This window comes from Corynebacterium sp. HMSC069E04 (genome assembly GCF_001813175.1).
Classification (GTDB): domain Bacteria; phylum Actinomycetota; class Actinomycetes; order Mycobacteriales; family Mycobacteriaceae; genus Corynebacterium; species Corynebacterium aurimucosum.
The window spans coordinates 1-755 of record NZ_KV811693.1 but is presented as its reverse complement, the minus strand read 5'-3'; the positions used below and the strand labels follow the sequence as shown (position 1 = coordinate 755).

1 protein-coding gene is annotated in these 755 nt (G+C 47.7%); it reads left to right on the top strand.

The window, feature by feature from the left end; translation table 11 throughout:
* A partial coding sequence (locus HMPREF2896_RS12510) for a pentapeptide repeat-containing protein (protein ID WP_141754782.1) occupies window positions 1-708 on the top strand: 708 nt, incomplete at its 5' end.
* Window positions 709-755 lie beyond the last annotated feature (47 nt).

Genomic DNA, 755 nt, shown 5'->3' with positions numbered 1-755 from the left:
AAACGGAACAAAACCTGGGACACTTCAGGGCTCCGCGACGTTGGAATATCAGTCCTTGCCTCCATAGTGGTGGGATCCTCTTTGGCATGGGCGCAAATTACTGATTCTAGAACCCAGGCAGACACAGCAATTCGTGCTGCTAATACTCAAGCAGTTACAGCAGAGCGACTCGAAAATCTGCGATACGTTCGCGATCGGGCTCAAGTTTCGACGTCAGCTAACCTATCACCCCATTGTCTAACAGCTGACGGGACCATATTTACCCCTGGTACGCCCACTACGAAATCTTCCACAGATAAACCAGACCCTTCTATTCCTGAACTTCCTTTTAAAGACTTTGACCTAAAGGAACAAAATTTGAGTGGTCTTTGGCTTAATTGTGCAAACTTTAGTGGAGCAAACCTCGAAGGGGCAGACTTAAGCAACGCAGTTTTAATAGAGGCGAAGTTTGACGGCGCGAATCTAAGAAACGCGAATCTACAAGGTGCAATCCTTGAACTAGCACAATTAGGGGGTGCCGATTTGCGTGGTGCGGATCTAAGCAACGCGGACCTATCGGGAACTCCTACAGACCTTTCAATTCTTGAAACTGCAACTTTGCACGAGACCATTCTTCCAGAGGATAACTTGGCGTTGACTCCACAACAGAAACAACGCTTACAAGATTTAGGTGCGACTTTCACTAAGGAGGAAGACCCCGAACCATAGTATAAAAGTCCGATAGAGTACACCCATCTGTACGCGCTGACCTGCGG